Raw genomic sequence first — 14,046 nt, 5'->3', positions numbered from 1 at the left:
CCTTACGGCAGGATCAAATGCCCATCGTCGCCAATCGGGAAAGCCCCATGAGCGATTTCCCACAAATAGCCATCCGGATCGGCAAAATGACCTGAATAACCACCCCAAAAGGTATCCTGCGCCGGTTTCTTGATGCTGCCGCCTGCTGTCTCTGCCAGCGTCAGCACGCCATCCACCTCAGCCCGCTCGCGGCAATTATGCGCCAACACGATGCCACAGGCCCCCGCTTTGGGTTTGAAATCTGGGTCGGGCAGTTCCTCTGCCATTTTGTCGATCGGATAGAGCGCAAAAACCGTCCCGGCTGTCTTGAAAAAGGCAATGCCATCCTCTGGTTTGTAACCCGTTTCCCAGCCCAGCCCGTCGCGATAAAAGGCGACCGCGCGCTGAAGATCATCCACGCCCAACGTGACAATTGAAAGTCTCGGTTCCATATTGATCCCTCATTCTCTCTGGTTTGTCGCCAGCCTAACAGATCACAGCGCGCGTGTCAGAAAAAGAAAACAAAAAGAGAACAAAAGACGTGATCTTCTATTGGAGTATAGAATGATTTTCTTGAATTTCGGACGCATGGTGTCAGATAGGGTAACTGAACCCAACTAAGAGCTGACTATTGGAATGATTTTTCCTCCATCGCGATGACTCTAAGATAGCCTTTCTTGCGTTTTTTAGCATCAGATGCACAATGGGCCGCAACGAACAAAGGGGATGTCGTCAGGGGCATCCAGAACAAAAACAGTTCCCGCACACTCCCATTCCTCCCGAACCCCAGCGCGATTGCGGTGCGGCCCTTGGCTGCGACCCGATCAGGAGAAGCATAATGAAACATTTGATGACCCTCGCCCTGGCCGCCTTTGGCCTGTTGACCGCGCCGGTTGCCGCTGCAACCTTTGGCCCGCTGGTTTCCCCGCAGACCCTTTCGACAACCGATGCCAATCCGCTGATCATCGATATTCGTGGCAAAGGCAAAGACGGCGTCAGCCTGTTTGAGCAGGGCCATATCCAAGGGGCTGTGAATGCGCCTTACGGCCTGTTCCGTGGCACCAAGGAAAATCCCGGCAAACTGGTCTCCCCGGAGCATCTACAAAAGGTACTGCGTGAGATCGGCGCCACCAAGGACCGCGCCACAGTGATTGCCTATCAGGGTGCCAACATCTCCGACTTCGGTGCCGCTGCCCGTGTTTACTGGACGCTCAAGTCCGCCGGTTTCAAGGATCTGTCCATTCTCAATGGCGGCCTGAACAATTGGACGGAAGCCAGCCTTCCACTGGCCAAAGGGGCAGCAAGCCTGACCCCGAGCACCATCGAGGTCACCTTCTCCAGCCAGTGGCTGGCGACCACCGATGACGTGCTGAAAATCGTCAATGGCGAAGAAAAAGCCCGTCTGGTCGATGCCCGTCCGGAAGAATTCTGGAAAGGCGAGAAGAAGCACCCGGCAGCCGCCAAACCAGGCACACTGCCGCAGTCGGAATATTTCGTCCATTCCAGCTGGTTCGACAGCAAGCCGGTCATCGCGGACGCTGCCAAAGCCAAGGCACTGGCAGCCGAGGCTGGTTTCAAAAGTGGCGAACAGCTGGTCAGCTTCTGCAATACCGGCCACTGGGCTGCCACCAACTGGTTCGCCTTGTCTGAACTGGCGGAACTGGACGATGTGAAGCTCTACCCAGATTCTCTCGTTGGCTATTCCAATGCCGGTCACGACATGGCCAACACCCCGGGTCTGTTCCAGACCCTCATCAAACAGGTAACGGGCAGCTAATCCGGTGACTGATATCACAGCAAGCATCGAGCCCCCGAAAAAGGGGGCTCGCATTCTTTCAGGTGCGGCCCTTGGCGGGGTGGCCCTGTTTTTCATTCTGGCTCTCATGGCCGCCGCGGGCGTCCGTTACGGGTTGGTTCTGGCCATCGGCATTGGCTTCGGTCTAACGCTCGAAGGCTTGCGCTTCGGCTTTGCCGGTCCATGGCGGGCGATGATCCTGCGCCGCGAACCTGCTGGCCTGATCGCCCAATTGCTGGCCATTGCTCTGGTGGCACTGGTGGCCTTCCCGTTGCTGGCCGGAGACAATCCCGAACTGATCGGTGCCCATGGTGCTGTCGGCTATGCCATGGTTGGTGGAGCCTTTGTCTTTGGCATGGCCATGCAGTTGGTCTTGGGCTGTGGCTCTGGCACCTTGGTCAATGCGGGCAGTGGCAACCCGGTCAGTGTCGTCGCTTTGCCCTTCTTCATCATCGGTGCCTTTGCTGGCTCTTACCATCTGCTCTGGTGGAATGGTCTGGGCTCCCTGCCGTTGATCGTGCTTGAAGGCACCACCGGCCTTGGCATCACCCTTGCGGGCCTTGCCCTGATCGGCCTTCTGGTCTGGGCCTTGGCCCCTAGGGAAGCCCGCAAGATCCCGCGTCGTCTGATCATTGCCGCTCTGTTGCTGGCCGCTTTGGCTCTGGCCAACTTTGTCGTTGCCGGGCAGCCATGGGGCGTGGTTTATGGCCTTGGCCTTTGGGGGGCAAAAGTCTCCACCGCCTTGGGCGCGGACCTGTCTGCCTCGCCTTTCTGGGCCAACGAGGTGCATCACGAACGGCTGATCAGCAGCCTGCTGACCGACTATACCTCGCTGACCAATCTGGGCATTATTCTTGGAGCCTTCATCATTGCCGTCTGGCGTTCAGGTCTTGGGGCGCAAATCCCCAAACTGCCACTCAAGGCATGGATCGCCACCATTGTAGCGGGCTTCCTGCTGGGCTACTCCTCGCGCCTTGCGCTGGGCTGTAACGTGGGAGCCTTTTTCTCGGGCATTTCCACCGGCAGCTTGCATGGCTGGGTTTGGTTCGCCACCGCCTTTGCTGGCTCTTGGGTCGGCATCCGCCTGCGCAAACCGTTTGGATTGGAGAGCTGATGATGGCCAATTTTGTGACAAGCCGTGCCATGGCAGCTTTTGCCACCTTTGCCGGACTGGCGGCCATTTTGGCGGTCGATCTGTCCAACAGCAAGCCGCTCAATCCTTACAGCGCGCCCGCAGCCATCGCCTTGGGTTCGAACGAAGCCGCCAGCGGAGCCTTTTGCGCTTTGGTGCCTCCCAGCAAATAAGCGGCGCTGACATCATCAGACAAAAGAAAAGCCCGGAGGGACATCCCACCGGGCTTTTTGTTTGGAGGCTTTTTGCATCAATAGGTTTCCAGCGTGTGAAGCTGATCCGGTGCGACCGAATAGCGGGCCTTCTGCTCGTCGGTCAGCGGCACCGCCTTGCGCGTTTCGGCGCTGATCGGCACCCACATGGTGCGTGCCTTGGCCAGCAGCTTGCCATCATTGCGGCGCAGAATATGGGTGAAGCGCTCGAAATGCCGATTTTGCCGCCCGCCAATCCATGTGCGGGCATAGACATCATCTTCAAGGAAGGTCTGTCTTTTATATTCGATCTCGTGCTTCATCACGACCCAGAACAGGCTGTTAAATTCATGCGGACGCGCCACATGACCCCAGTGGGTCACCGCCGCATCCTGCACCCAACGCAAATAGACCGTATTGTTGACATGGCCCAGCTCATCGATATCAGAGGGCTGAATGGTGATGTCGAGTTCAAACGGGATTTTCGGGTCGGGAAACATGAACCACCTGCTAATCTGATCAAAGCTCCAATCTGGCGAAGATAACCGCAAAAGCAAGTGGGTATTTTGTCCCACAAATGCCCTCAAAGACGCGCCAGAGCCTGCTCGAAATCGTCCCACAGATCTTCGACATCCTCCAGACCGACCGACAGGCGCAACGTGCCTTGGCCAATGCCAGCGGCGGCCAGCTGATCATCATCCAGACGCTGGTGGGTGGTGGTGGCCGGATGGGTGATCAGGCTCTTGGCATCGCCCAGATTGTTGGAAATCTTGATCACTTTGAGGGCATTTTCCAGCGCAAAGGCCTTGCCCTTGCCGCCAGCCACATCAATCGCCACCATGGTCGATCCACCGCGCATCTGCCGCTTGCAGAGCTCCGCCTGCGGATGGTCGTCGCGGCCCGGATAATAGATCCGCTCGATCGCCTTGTGACCGGCCAGCCGATCGGCCAGCAATCCGGCGCTGCGGGTCTGTTCCTTGACGCGCAGCGGGAAGGTTTCCAGACCCTTGAGCATCACCCACGCATTGAAAGGCGACAGGGATGGGCCGGTATGCCGGTGAATGTCTTTGAGTTCTTCTTCAATGAATTGCTCGCTGGAAAGCACCACACCGCCCAGACAACGCCCCTGACCATCAATATGCTTGGTGGCCGAATAGATCACCACATCGGCGCCGAGCGCCAGCGGGCTTTGCCAGAGGGCCGTGGCGAACACATTGTCGACCACCAGCCGTGCACCGGCTTCATGGGCAATGGCGGCAACGGCTGCAATATCAATCACCGAGAGCACCGGGTTGGTCGGGCTTTCAAGGAAGCAGGCGCGGGTGTTGGGCTGCATCGCCGCTTTCCATGCGTCAAGATTGGTGCCATCGACCAAAGTGCATTCCACACCAAAGCGCGGCAGCAGCTCGCTGACAATATAAAGGCAAGAGCCAAACAGGGCGCTGGCCGCAACCACATGGTCGCCCGCCTTGACGCAGGACAGCATCGCCGCCGTCACAGCCGCCATGCCAGAGGCGGTGCCGCGCGCCGCTTCAGCCCCTTCCAGCAGAGCCATCCGCTCTTCAAACATCGAAATGGTCGGGTTGGCATAGCGCGAATAGACATAGCCCGGCTCTTCGCCCTTGAAGCGGGCTTCCTGGCTTTCGGCGCTGTCATAGACATAGCCCTGCGTCATGAACAGAGCCTCGGATGTCTCGCCCCACTGGGACCGCATCACGCCGCCATGGACCATCTCGGTGGCCGGACGTAGGGTGGAAGGCTTTTTGGTCTCTGACATAACACAATCCTGTCTCTTCAAAGCCGGGAGCAGATACACAAAACCCGGCAACGCTTGTTAAAGCACGACCGGGTTCATCTCTTCGTCCCCCGGCCTTTTAGCATCCTTATTTAACGTGGCGGCAAGCCGACCGGCTCAAATGACCACGAAGTGCATTGCTTATAAGGCGAAAGGGCAGGGCTGTCAACAAATTGGCGGTTTGAACAAAAGAAGGGAGGCAACCGTGGTTGTCTCTCTTCAGAAATGGTTTCAAATGGCGTCTATCTCACCCGAACCAGCCTTTAACCTTGCCCCAGATGGAATTGTCTGGGGCGGCCTCGACCGAGCCCTTGACCACGTCCGCACCCTTTAGTTCCGGCAGGTCTTCGCTTTCAAAATGCTCTTCATCGGCTTTCACAGCAGCTTTTTCAACCACCGCATCGGTGACCACTGAGGCAAAGCTCTTCATTTTGGAGAGCGTTGCAGGGCCAGCCATGCCGTCAACATCAAGGCCGTTTTCTTCTTGGAATGCCATCACCGCCTTGCGGGTGCCAGCACCAAAAATGCCGTCAGCCCCGATGCCAAGATCTTCCTGCAACGCCTTGACCGCTGCCCCGCGTGAGCCAACCCGCAGCAAGACCAGCTCATGCAGCCCCATGGCGGTGAATGTGTCCGGCCCGGCAATGCCGTCAACCGCCAAGCCGTTGGCCTGTTGAAACGCCCGGACCGCTTTCTCAGTGCCCGGACCAAAATCCCCGTCGGCATCAATGCCGAGTTTTTCCTGCAACCGCTTGACCGGTGCACCTTTCAGGCCCCGTTTCAAAATGGACATTGATCTCTCCTCTGCTCGATCAAATGCAATGACAAAATGCGTGAAAAAATTTGACTCATTGCGTGCGACTCGCACCCGCCCGCGAAACTCCGTAAGCACAATAGCGGTTGTCAGAATTGCGGCAAGAGATATGTGTGAGAAGAGCATCTTCAGGGCGTCCCAAACAGACGATCTGCCACTTAGTGGCGAAGTTCGCGATTGCTCCTCCTCTCTCCCCTTGCTACACACAATCAAATCCACTCCATCCTGCAAGGCCCGATCCATGAGCGCTCTTTCCTTTCCCGGCACCGGTATTTTGAATGATGCGGATATTGCCGCTCTGGTCCAGGCCGAAGCGATTGGTTTTGATAGGCCACGAGACGCTGACCAGATCCAGCCAGCCAGCCTTGATCTGCGCCTCGGTTCCACCGCCTATCGTGTGCGGGCCTCGTTCCTGCCCGGCCCCAACCGGTCCGTCAAAGAGCGCCTTGATCACCTGCAGCTCCACCAGATTGATCTAAGCGAAGGGGCGGTCTTGGAAACCGGTTGCGTCTATATCGTGCCGCTGATGGAAAGTCTGAAACTGCCCGACTTCATTGCCGCCGCTGCCAATCCGAAAAGCTCGACCGGCAGGCTCGACATTTTCACCCGCATCATTGCTGACAGGGCGCAGCAGTTCGACAAGATCCCCAAAGGCTATCAAGGCCCGCTCTATCTGGAAGTCAGCCCACGCACCTTTCCCATTTTTGCCCGTGCAGGCTCGCGCCTGACACAAATCCGCTTCCGGCAGGGCCGGGTGGTGCTGAGCGACGAAGAGCATCGCGCGCTCCATGCCGCTGAGACACTGGTCGCCAGTCAAGATCCCTTCATCGCCGATGGCATTGCGGTCTCGATTGATCTGGCCGGCGACGGCATTGTCGGCTATCGCGCCAAACGCCATGCGGCGGTCATTGATGTCGACCAGCGCGACGCCCTCGATATGCTCGATTTTTGGGAGCCGATCCCAGGCCGTGGCCGGGGCGAGTTGATCCTCGATCCGGATGAATTTTACATTCTGGTTTCGAACGAGGCGGTCCATGTGCCGCCGCTCTATGCCGCCGAAATGGTGCCTTTCGATCCGCTGGTCGGCGAATTCCGCGTCCATTATGCGGGCTTCTTTGATCCCGGCTTTGGTCATTCCGAAGTCGGTGGCACCGGCAGCCGTGCCGTGCTGGAAGTGCGCAGCCACGAAGTGCCCTTCATTGTCGAGCATGGCCAGATCATTGGTCGCCTTGCCTATGAGAAAATGCGCGCCCGCCCAACGGCGCTCTATGGCTCTGGCATCGGCTCCAACTATCAGGCGCAGGGCTTGAAGCTATCCAAGCATTTCAAGGCCGTCTGATGGCCGAACTGAAGACCATAGAAGCCGAATTTTACGCCGAGCTGGAAGAGAAGAAATCACGTTTTCTGGCCTTTCTGGTGCCGATTGATCAGTTCGAGGTCCGGCTGGAGGCCTTGCGCATTGAGCATCGCAAAGCCAGCCATCATGTCACCGCCTTTCGCCGCATTCATGACGACGACCATATCGAGGAAGGCGCCAAGGATGATGGCGAACCGGCTGGCACTTCTGGCATGCCGATGCTCAAGGTGCTGATTGGCCGCGAGTTGATCGATTGTGGGGTGATCGTGGTGCGGTATTTCGGAGGTACCAAGCTGGGTGCGGGCGGATTGGCCAGAGCCTATTCCGGCGCAGCCAGCCGGGCGATCGATGCCGCACAGCTTGTCGTTTGGCAGCGCCTGATGCAATATACGGTTAAGGGCCGCTTCGATCAGACCGCCGATCTGGAACGCCAGATCGGTCTCCTCAGGCTCGACGTACAAGACCGTCACTATACCGAAACCGGCGTCGATATTCTGGTCGAGGGGCCGGAAGCGCAAATCGAAGCCATGAAAGACTTTCTGCACGAGTTGAACCTCTATTGAGGGAACGGAACCGGTCATCCCGCCGCAGGGACATTTGTCGCACAGGCTCAGTAAATCAAATTTAAAGCTTTTGGTTGCATAACCAATGGGCGTTTGCTCCACCTTGCCCAAAAGGCTCTATGCCGCTCAAACGCGCAGAAGATATGAGTTTACACTTGCTTATGATTATTGTGTGAGTATCGGAGCGCCCGTGCGTCACTGTTTCGGGAGCCAAATATAGCGATCTGACTGTGTAGGTTGCAGTTGCTCGATATGCAAAAGATGATGAGAGCGAAAGATGATGGAATTGAACGTTTCCGAGGATTTTGATTTCCAATCCGAGGAATATTCAGATCTGTATACCCAATCTGATTGCACCGCCTTTCAGCATCCTGTCTGGCAAACCGCCATGCAACAGCATGTGCGCAAACAAATCGGCCTGCGCAACAAAACCCTGCAATTCCGCTGTAAGAAGAGCGGTCAGCTTGTCGGCATATTGCCTCTTGTCGCCCGCAAGAAAATGGGCACCAACATTCTTGAATTTGCCAATCTTGGATTGGTTGATTACGCCCTTCCCACTTTGCATACCAATTTCTGGCAATGGGTTCCGAACCCCTCCACCCTGAGTGTCGAGCTTGATCGGGTGCTGGGCCGCTATGACATGCTGCGTATCAAGCATATGCCGTCGAACGATCCGAACTTCCTGCGCCTGTTGCCCAACGCCTGTATGGAGCGAGCCAAATTCAGCGCCCATGTCGCGGAACTGGGCAGCGATTATGACAGCTGGCGGACGGACGTCATCTCCAAGGCTGAGCGCAAGAGCCGCGACAAAAAACGCCGCGCCATGATGCGCAATGGGGATTGGCAGATGAATCGCCTGACCGATCCCGCCGATATCACCGAGGCCTTCAACCATCTCAAGCTCTATCACAAGGAGCGCTTCGCGGATCGCCCCGGCAAGGACATGCTTCAGGATGGCAGCAGTTTCCGCTTCTATGTCGATCTTGCCTGCCATTCGGCCGAGTCAGGCTTCTCGCGCACCTATAGTTTCACCTATGACGGCGATATCGTTGCTGTCCAGTTTGGATTGCATGACGGCGACCGCTATCTCTATTTGATCATGGGCGTGGATTATGAGCGCATGGGCAAATACTCACCCGGCCTGTTGATGACCGAGGACATCATTCGCGATTGCATCAAGGACGGTATCAAGACCTTCGATCTGACGGTTGGCGATGAACCCTACAAGGCGAAATTCGGGACCAAACCCTTAGCGATCTATACCCTGTGGCACGCCTCTTCCATGCTTGGAACCATGGGCCGAACGGTCGCTGATCTGATGCACAAACAGAAGGTTGGCAACAACCTCCTGCGCTGGATGTCCAATTAACACCGCATTGTGCGTCAATCAGGCCCCGGAAACAGGGTCACCGGATCCCCGTCCTGCCAGACTGGCCATTTCCTGAAAATCGACGAAAACAGCGCTGATTGTTCATGGCCCTGAAGCCATGCAAGCAGACGCGGCGGCACGGCATCATCAAACCAGTCTCGATCGGTATTGGCAAATTGCCGTACAAAGGGGAACAAAGCGATATCGGCCAGCGCTATCCGGTCTGCAAACAACTGATCATGCCGCATCAGACGGTCGATCAGCGGACTGAGCGCTGTCAGGGCCAGGTCCCGTTCCGTCTTTTCTGACACATCCTCATAGCGGGTCGCATATTTGTAGCGGTCCAGATGGTGCTTGAAACCGCCATCCATCTCGGCAATCAAATCCAGCATCTCGGCCCGCTTGCCGGCTTCAGGTGTGAGCCAGCCCTGTGGATCATGCTGATCAAGAGCCCAGAGCATGATGTCGAGGCTTTCGTCAATCACGGTGCCATCGGGCAATTGCAGCACCGGAATGGTGCCCTTTGGTGAAATTTCCAGCATATGGGCCGGTTTGGCCCTCAGCACGATCTCGCGCAGCTCTACGGTGATGCCGGATGCCCACAATCCCATCCGTGCCCGCATGGCATAAGGGCAACGGCGAAAGGAATAAAGCAGCGGGCGGGTCATCATCATCGTCCTTTCGGCACGTCAGTCGACAGAAGGCCGTGTCAGCCTTTGCGTTGCTCGGCGAGCAACTGTTTCAACTCGGCTATCTCACCCCGCATCGCCCTGACTTCCAGCATCACGGTCGATGTTTCTTCATGCAGAGCGGCGCGGTCGGCCTCGGCTGTGGCTTCATGTTCGGACTGCATGGCCGAAACAATGATGCCGATAAACAGATTGAGCACCGTGAAAGAGGTCATCAAAATGAAGGGCACAAAGAACAGCCAGGCCAGCGGATGAGCCTCCATGACCGGACGCACGATCCCCATTGACCAGCTTTCCAGCGTCATGACCTGAAACAGGGTATAGGCGGATTCGCCAATTGTGCCGAACCAGTCAGGGAATTCCGTACCGTAAAGCTTGGTCGCCATCACCGCAAAGACATAATAGAGCAGACCCAGCAGCAGCGAAATCGAGCCAAGCCCCGGCAAGGCCTCAAGCAACGCGCCGACGACGCGTCGCAAAGAGGGAACAAAGCTGATCAGCCGCAAGACCCTGAGGACCCTCAGAGCACGCAGCACGGACAGGGCGCCAGTGGTGGGCATCAGGGAAATCGCCACCACGACAAAGTCAAAAATCGACCATGGGTCAGTGAAGAAACGCAGCCGGTGGACAATCAGACGCAAGGTGATCTCAATGACGAAAATCACCAGGATCGACTTGTCGATGAAGTGAAACAACGGACCGAACATGTCAAGCGCGGCCGGCCATGTTTCGAGCCCCAGCGTGATGGCATTGAGAATGATCACCGCCGTGATGGCCATTTCAAAGGTGCGGGACGCCAAAATGGTCTTGATTCGATCAAGCATCGCGAAAACCCTGTCTCTCAAATCAACAATTATCAATTGAACTCATATGGTGCTGATTTGCTTTCTTTCCAGCAAGTGTGCTCCATTGCAAGCATTTTGCTGCAAAAATAAGGGCTTTTACCAGCTCAGAGGGCCGAGCGGTCTCGTCTGTCAAAAATATGTCAAAAAACCTGTGTGACACCCTTGAGATAAAAACCCAAATGCTCGATATTGCACCCACTCAGCGGGTGTAGCTCAATGGTAGAGCAGAAGCTTCCCAAGCTTACGACGAGGGTTCGATTCCCTTCACCCGCTCCATCACTCTTTCAATGGCTTAGAGACTATTATGGGAACGCTCATAGCCGCGGTTTTCAAATAGTTTTCATAGGGTTTTCACGGCTTGTTCTTTCCCAAGCCCTCCTTCTTCGTGACCAATCGAGCGGCCCCTTTCTCAAAGCGGGCACTCCGACTGCATGCAATAAGTCAGGGCTAACAGGCGACAAGCTTCGGAAGCTTCACTTCAGGCTACAGGTACAGTTCCTCCGTCAATCACATGTTCGCTGCCTGTAATGGCGCTTGCTCGTGGCGAACACAGGAATCCGATCAATTCTGCAACTTCCTCAGGTTGTGTCGGCCGACCAATCGGGATCCCGCCAAGGCCTTGCATGATGATCTGTTTGCCGCCTTCACGGTCGGTTCCGGCTTCTGCTGCCAGACGATCGGCCAATGCCAGTGCTGCGTCTGTTTCGATCCAGCCGGGCGAGATCCTGACGACCCTGACCCCTGCCGGCCCAACTTCCTTGGACAGGCTTTTCGAGTAGGTTGATAGTGCCGCTTTTGCGGCGGCATAAGCCGTTGTTGACTCCGGCAGTGGCATCTGACGCTGGATTGACGTGACATGGGCAATGACACCGCTGCCTTGTGCGATCATTCCGGGCAGCAGCAGACGATCAAGACGGACCGCTGCCATGAGATTGAGAGCAATGGTTCGATCCCACTCCTCATCTGTCAGAGCAGAATACCCACCAGCCGGTGCGGCTGACCCACCAAGAACATGGACAAGGATGTCAAGCCCGTTGAATTGATCCTCAACCGCTTTGCCAACAGTTGTGCATCCTTCAGATGTGGTGACATCGGCAGCGACAAAGCTCGCGGCTATTGTCAAACGTACAGGGGGCTTTCGTGCCGTGATCATAACGCGAGCACCTTGCTCTGCGAAGAACTCAGCCACAGCTGCACCCGTTCCCCCCGTGCCACCGGTTACAAGAATACGCTTGCCAGCAAGCTCAAGATTAAACGTCATCACGCAATCTCCAGTCTGCTGACCTGGTCCCCGTCCAACTCGAAACAGAAGTCAAGATTCACAGGACTTCCCTTGAAGTCGCCGGTCAGACGACAGGACACGATTGTTTGCGACCCGTCTTGCCTTGAGGAGAGAATTTCTTCTTCAAACTGGATCTTGCTCGCGGCCTCACGCCATTGAAGGATTTCGGCCTTGCCATGATACATATTGCCTTCATCCATCGCGGTGCCATCGTCACTAAAACAGTTAACAACGGCCTGCGGTGATCGGGCTGCGAAGTAGCGCAGAACAGCAATAGGTACAGTATTGGTCATCGTATATGTCTCCGTTTCTATTTGATCTGGAGAACATGTACTGCTAGGCTGGCAAAACAACAAGAACACACAAATAAGTCAGATACTTACCTGAAAGTATGTTTATGACTGATCAGATGGATACGCCCCGCGAATACACACAGGAAAGTGCAACCGAAGGCGTTGAAGCCGCCCTTCGCATGATCGAGGGACGATGGAAACTGATCATCCTGTTCCATCTTTTCGGAGGGCGGGTCCTGCGCTTTTCCGAACTGGAACGCGCGATCCCCGGGGTGTCGCAGAAGATGCTGATCCAACAGCTTCGGCAAATGGAAGGCGATGGCATCGTGAAGCGAACGGTGTATCCTGAGGTGCCGCCGAAAGTGGAATATAGCCTGACCGATTGGGGGCAATCGCTTTGCCCCGCGCTTGATGCGCTCCTCACCTGGGCGGGCAATCGTCCCGGAGAGACCCGCTAAACTGCTTTTTATGAGGCTGGGCTCTCATGAATTTCTATCCATTCCTATTCGGGCATGGGATGCGAAATGGATTCCCATTTCTGTCGTGATCGACACAATTCTTTGGAGAAGTCTTTGCATCGAGGCAATTAAACGTCGCCCGGATAGGACCGCTACCAGGATTGGACATAATTAGATTAAGTCGACGTCCTTGCTGGCTTAAATCGATGTCAAAATGCTGTCCATTGTTCCAATTTCCCGAGCCTGTAGCGTTCGAATCGTCGCCATGTGTCCATGTCAGCTCAGCTTGCCAACCGTTGTTAGCTGTGACGAAATATTTCTGAATTTCCGGGTTATCCGCAATCGTCAGACGGCAGTTTTTGCATTGCCCAGCGTTTGATGCGGTTTGAATATAGTTCCCACAAAACCCCGCTTGGGCGAGGTTTTGAGTGCTGATGAATACGAATACAAAAGCGAGTAAACGAAAAAAACTTCGGTATTTGTTAGTCATATTATTCCAATCAATCTTTGATATATAAGTAACTATACTCACAATATCTTACTATTCTTTATTTTTCAACCATGCCTCATGAACCTGTGTTGCGAACTTTCTTCAATTATCATTCCTTGAACCAAGGTCTCAAATGGGCTCGGATTGGACGCGTGCAGTGCGTGCTCATGCGAAACCGCCATCCAAGTTTGTGACAAGCAATCGCGGCTTGGTCCCGACAGTCGCCATATGGCATTGCCGCTGAGCCGCTTGGTCCTTCCTGCCATTTGAGCAGAGCACAGTATTTTTGCCAGTGCAGAGCAGCAAATGCCTTCTGGGTTGCGAACGAAATGCCTCAGATGTCTTGAATTGTGGGGCGGATCATCAGCGGCAGCTTCAATGCCCTACTGGACACGGTTGAAGATGCTGCGCCTGAGGCAATGATGGAGCAAGCCATCCGCGAAGTTGATGATGCCATCGAAGATGTGCGCGCCGAACTGGGCAAAATCATTGCCGCCAAGCATGTCGCGAACAAAAAGTTGGCCGACAAGAATGCTCAACACGACGATTTGAGTTCCAAAATCGAGATCGCGCTGACCGAAAAGCGCGAAGATCTTGCAGAAGCAGCCATCGCTCAGCAACTGGATATCGAAGCCCAATTGCCAGTGTTGGAGCAAACCATCGCCGATGCATCCGAAAATGAAAAGGAACTCGAAGGGTATATTGCGGCCCTGCAAGCCAAAAAGCGGGAAATGGCTGAAGAGTTGAAAGCCTTTCGCGAGGCAAAGGCCGCATCACAAACCGGCCAGACTGGCGGTCCATCTGCAGCCCAAGCCGACATCTCCAAGGCAACCAAAGCCTTCGATCGCATAATGGAACGGCAAGGCATTCCGCCTTCCAAGGGAGCCGCAAGCGCAAAAACCGCCGCTCAAATGCAAGAGTTGGAACAACTCAGCCAGAATAACCGGATCAAGGAAAGACTGACAGCGATCAAGTCTCGCCTTGAAGAATAGGC

General features: G+C 55.5%; 16 protein-coding genes, 1 tRNA gene and 1 riboswitch. Of the genes, 9 read left to right on the top strand and 8 right to left on the bottom strand.

The genetic code is table 11. The features are described 5' to 3' along the window. Positions 1-2 precede the first annotated feature (2 nt). Positions 3-431 carry a VOC family protein gene (locus FDK21_RS09980; protein ID WP_114007586.1) on the bottom strand — a complete coding sequence of 143 codons (429 nt, stop codon included), beginning with the start codon at positions 429-431 and terminating at the stop codon, positions 3-5. 386 nt (positions 432-817) lie between these two features. Between FDK21_RS09980 and FDK21_RS09975 the strand changes: the two genes are divergently transcribed. The 3 genes from FDK21_RS09975 to FDK21_RS09965 are packed head-to-tail and all read left to right on the top strand — an operon-like array spanning position 818 to position 3,079. Further along, complete coding sequence (locus FDK21_RS09975) at positions 818-1,756, top strand: rhodanese-like domain-containing protein (RefSeq protein WP_114007585.1); 939 nt, start codon at positions 818-820, stop codon at positions 1,754-1,756. Between the two features lie 4 nt (positions 1,757-1,760). Continuing rightward, the gene (locus tag FDK21_RS09970; protein WP_210238740.1) at positions 1,761-2,888 is read left to right on the top strand and encodes a YeeE/YedE family protein; all 1,128 of its coding nucleotides are present in this window, start codon (positions 1,761-1,763) and stop codon (positions 2,886-2,888) included. Positions 2,889-2,890: 2 nt separating this feature from the next. Then, complete coding sequence (locus FDK21_RS09965) at positions 2,891-3,079, top strand: hypothetical protein (RefSeq protein ID WP_210238739.1); 189 nt, start codon at positions 2,891-2,893, stop codon at positions 3,077-3,079. A gap of 77 nt (positions 3,080-3,156) precedes the next feature. Here the strand turns inward: FDK21_RS09965 and FDK21_RS09960 are convergent, their stop codons facing one another. The 3 genes from FDK21_RS09960 to FDK21_RS09950 form a co-directional block, all read right to left on the bottom strand. Next, positions 3,157-3,597, bottom strand: a complete 441-nt coding sequence (locus FDK21_RS09960) for a thioesterase family protein (RefSeq protein WP_138148404.1) — start codon at positions 3,595-3,597, stop codon at positions 3,157-3,159. 83 nt (positions 3,598-3,680) lie between these two features. After that, positions 3,681-4,874 carry an O-succinylhomoserine sulfhydrylase gene (locus FDK21_RS09955; RefSeq protein ID WP_138148403.1) on the bottom strand — a complete coding sequence of 398 codons (1,194 nt, stop codon included), beginning with the start codon at positions 4,872-4,874 and terminating at the stop codon, positions 3,681-3,683. A gap of 77 nt (positions 4,875-4,951) precedes the next feature. After that, positions 4,952-5,031, bottom strand: a riboswitch (SAM riboswitch). Positions 5,032-5,139: 108 nt separating this feature from the next. Beyond that, complete coding sequence (locus FDK21_RS09950) at positions 5,140-5,685, bottom strand: peptidoglycan-binding protein (protein ID WP_171022019.1); 546 nt, start codon at positions 5,683-5,685, stop codon at positions 5,140-5,142. A 262-nt stretch (positions 5,686-5,947) separates the two neighbouring features. Here FDK21_RS09950 and FDK21_RS09945 point away from each other — a divergent pair, with 262 nt between their 5' ends. From FDK21_RS09945 to FDK21_RS09935, 3 genes are all read left to right on the top strand, one after another. After that, a complete protein-coding gene (locus tag FDK21_RS09945) occupies positions 5,948-7,045 on the top strand; it encodes a 2'-deoxycytidine 5'-triphosphate deaminase (protein ID WP_138148402.1) in 1,098 nt (365 codons plus the stop codon). Continuing rightward, positions 7,045-7,626: a YigZ family protein gene (locus FDK21_RS09940; RefSeq protein ID WP_138148401.1), complete on the top strand. Its 582-nt coding sequence runs from the start codon at positions 7,045-7,047 to the stop codon at positions 7,624-7,626. The genes FDK21_RS09945 and FDK21_RS09940 overlap by 1 nt, the downstream gene beginning before the upstream one ends. A gap of 277 nt (positions 7,627-7,903) precedes the next feature. Further along, positions 7,904-8,995 (top strand): GNAT family N-acetyltransferase, encoded by a 1,092-nt coding sequence (locus FDK21_RS09935; protein WP_138148400.1) that lies wholly within the window; start codon positions 7,904-7,906, stop codon positions 8,993-8,995. Positions 8,996-9,009: 14 nt separating this feature from the next. Here FDK21_RS09935 and FDK21_RS09930 read toward each other — a convergent pair whose 3' ends face one another. Both FDK21_RS09930 and FDK21_RS09925 read right to left on the bottom strand, forming a co-directional pair. Next, positions 9,010-9,663, bottom strand: a complete 654-nt coding sequence (locus FDK21_RS09930; protein ID WP_210238738.1) for a glutathione S-transferase — start codon at positions 9,661-9,663, stop codon at positions 9,010-9,012. Positions 9,664-9,704: 41 nt separating this feature from the next. Continuing rightward, positions 9,705-10,508, bottom strand: a complete 804-nt coding sequence (locus FDK21_RS09925; protein WP_114007576.1) for an ion transporter — start codon at positions 10,506-10,508, stop codon at positions 9,705-9,707. 223 nt (positions 10,509-10,731) lie between these two features. Between FDK21_RS09925 and FDK21_RS09920 the strand changes: the two genes are divergently transcribed. Continuing rightward, positions 10,732-10,805 (top strand) — tRNA-Gly (locus FDK21_RS09920). Between the two features lie 202 nt (positions 10,806-11,007). Here FDK21_RS09920 and FDK21_RS09915 read toward each other — a convergent pair. Further along, positions 11,008-11,790, bottom strand: coding sequence for an SDR family oxidoreductase (locus tag FDK21_RS09915; protein WP_114011463.1), 783 nt, complete (start codon positions 11,788-11,790; stop codon positions 11,008-11,010). Then, positions 11,790-12,104: a nuclear transport factor 2 family protein gene (locus tag FDK21_RS09910; RefSeq protein ID WP_114011462.1), complete on the bottom strand. Its 315-nt coding sequence runs from the start codon at positions 12,102-12,104 to the stop codon at positions 11,790-11,792. Before FDK21_RS09910 ends, FDK21_RS09915 begins: the two co-directional genes overlap by 1 nt. Positions 12,105-12,208: 104 nt before the next feature. On the opposite strand from FDK21_RS09910, the gene FDK21_RS09905 reads away from it, so the two are divergent. Both FDK21_RS09905 and FDK21_RS09900 read left to right on the top strand, forming a co-directional pair. Next, positions 12,209-12,562, top strand: a complete 354-nt coding sequence (locus FDK21_RS09905) for a helix-turn-helix domain-containing protein (protein ID WP_246657545.1) — start codon at positions 12,209-12,211, stop codon at positions 12,560-12,562. Positions 12,563-13,402: 840 nt separating this feature from the next. Further along, positions 13,403-14,044 (top strand): PspA/IM30 family protein, encoded by a 642-nt coding sequence (locus FDK21_RS09900; RefSeq protein ID WP_210238736.1) that lies wholly within the window; start codon positions 13,403-13,405, stop codon positions 14,042-14,044. Positions 14,045-14,046 lie beyond the last annotated feature (2 nt).

The organism is Cohaesibacter sp. CAU 1516, from assembly GCF_005771485.1.
GTDB lineage: Bacteria > Pseudomonadota > Alphaproteobacteria > Rhizobiales > Cohaesibacteraceae > Cohaesibacter > Cohaesibacter intestini.
The sequence above is the reverse complement of the archived record's forward strand: the minus strand, read 5'-3'. Positions and strand labels throughout refer to the sequence as shown.

Excerpts from the sequence above, each read along its gene's own strand:
- FDK21_RS09975 (WP_114007585.1), top strand. The coding sequence starts at position 818 with ATGAAACATTTGATGACCCTCGCCCTGGCCGCCTTTGGCCTGTTGACC.
- FDK21_RS09950 (WP_171022019.1), bottom strand. The coding sequence starts at position 5,685 with ATGTCCATTTTGAAACGGGGCCTGAAAGGTGCACCGGTCAAGCGGTTG.
- FDK21_RS09915 (WP_114011463.1), bottom strand. The coding sequence starts at position 11,790 with ATGACGTTTAATCTTGAGCTTGCTGGCAAGCGTATTCTTGTAACCGGT.
- FDK21_RS09925 (WP_114007576.1), bottom strand. The coding sequence starts at position 10,508 with ATGCTTGATCGAATCAAGACCATTTTGGCGTCCCGCACCTTTGAAATG.
- FDK21_RS09905 (WP_246657545.1), top strand. The coding sequence starts at position 12,209 with ATGACTGATCAGATGGATACGCCCCGCGAATACACACAGGAAAGTGCA.
- FDK21_RS09980 (WP_114007586.1), bottom strand. The coding sequence starts at position 431 with ATGGAACCGAGACTTTCAATTGTCACGTTGGGCGTGGATGATCTTCAG.
- FDK21_RS09910 (WP_114011462.1), bottom strand. The coding sequence starts at position 12,104 with ATGACCAATACTGTACCTATTGCTGTTCTGCGCTACTTCGCAGCCCGA.
- FDK21_RS09955 (WP_138148403.1), bottom strand. The coding sequence starts at position 4,874 with ATGTCAGAGACCAAAAAGCCTTCCACCCTACGTCCGGCCACCGAGATG.
- FDK21_RS09945 (WP_138148402.1), top strand. The coding sequence starts at position 5,948 with ATGAGCGCTCTTTCCTTTCCCGGCACCGGTATTTTGAATGATGCGGAT.
- FDK21_RS09930 (WP_210238738.1), bottom strand. The coding sequence starts at position 9,663 with ATGACCCGCCCGCTGCTTTATTCCTTTCGCCGTTGCCCTTATGCCATG.
- FDK21_RS09965 (WP_210238739.1), top strand. The coding sequence starts at position 2,891 with ATGGCCAATTTTGTGACAAGCCGTGCCATGGCAGCTTTTGCCACCTTT.
- FDK21_RS09940 (WP_138148401.1), top strand. The coding sequence starts at position 7,045 with ATGGCCGAACTGAAGACCATAGAAGCCGAATTTTACGCCGAGCTGGAA.
- FDK21_RS09960 (WP_138148404.1), bottom strand. The coding sequence starts at position 3,597 with ATGTTTCCCGACCCGAAAATCCCGTTTGAACTCGACATCACCATTCAG.
- FDK21_RS09935 (WP_138148400.1), top strand. The coding sequence starts at position 7,904 with ATGATGGAATTGAACGTTTCCGAGGATTTTGATTTCCAATCCGAGGAA.